This window comes from Moorena sp. SIO1G6, from assembly GCF_010672795.1.
GTDB classification, from domain to species: domain Bacteria; phylum Cyanobacteriota; class Cyanobacteriia; order Cyanobacteriales; family Coleofasciculaceae; genus Moorena; species Moorena producens.
In genome coordinates this window covers 1-1,076 of sequence record NZ_JAAHFZ010000199.1, presented here as the reverse complement: position 1 = coordinate 1,076, position 1,076 = coordinate 1, and the positions used below count along the sequence as shown (strand labels likewise).

Annotated in this window: 1 pseudogene; it reads right to left on the bottom strand. The window is 39.3% G+C overall.

Annotation, left to right across the window (positions count from 1 at the left end):
- Positions 1-500: 500 nt before the first annotated feature.
- A pseudogene (locus tag F6K63_RS37000) lies at positions 501-1,076 on the bottom strand (hypothetical protein); the annotation flags it as partial.

The following is a 1,076-nucleotide window of genomic DNA, read 5'->3' as shown; positions in this document are numbered from 1 at the left end:
AAATTAAGCGGATGCTTCGCAGCCAAAATATGGGGGTGCCGTGTACTCATTCCCCATATATTAGAGCCGTTCACGGCAACAAAAACACACATACCCATATTTCATGCGGGTTTCAGAATTCGATTTTCCGTCAGTCAAGCGTTTTTTTTTGAACTGCTATCGTGACTGACCTAATTTAGTGTTTTTTGGGAGTGTTTTTAATACCGGTCTAATAACCCATTAACACCATTGGTTTAGTTGTCTTAGAGTACTACCAACTACCATCAAGAGTTTTCAATAACTGGAATTATTGATACTGACTTTACTGGTAGTGTTAATTAGTGTTAATGGGGTGTATGTGTTATCATGGTGTCAGTATTGGCTTTTGACTGGTACACCCCTAGTTTTGTTAGCACATGCAAAATGTGAATATTTGACAAGTTTTCGGTCTGTGTTTCTTGTTAGCAGCGGGTTCCAAAATTGCATGTGCTAACTTTTATTGATGGTTTATCTAGATTTGATTACTCTTCACTGCTATCATTTTCACCAGTAACCAATTTGCGACCATACCGAATATCTAAGTTGGCTCTGACCATTAGCAAACATTGGAATTCTGGATGCTCTTCGTAATCTCGTGCGGCATTATAGTACTTATGCTTTTTGATGGTTGACTTGAAATTGCGATTACCAGCACGGATGGCTGTGTCAATCGAATCTGTCATCAGTTGATAATTGATAGTCCCATCATCATTGGTGAAGAATGTTTCGTATGATTGGCCATACTTGTTGATGAGGTATTTTTGTTCTCGTTCCCAGCTCTTCATCTGGTCGTGGGTTTGAAATGTGAACTGTGATAAGCTACATTCACGTAGCAAACGAGCAGACTCAACTTTGCATCCGGGGAAAGCTTGCGAATTTTTCCAAGATGTCAGATAATTTTTCTTGTATTCGCTTGGTTTCAGTATCTTAGGGAACAGATAAGTTTTTGCACGCTCAACACTGTATGGTGTCTCGTGTAGACTATCTAAGAATGTTTCGGATGGTAGATATTCGTTAGTTAAGCTTTGCAACTCATCACCATTCATGGTTTCGGCTTG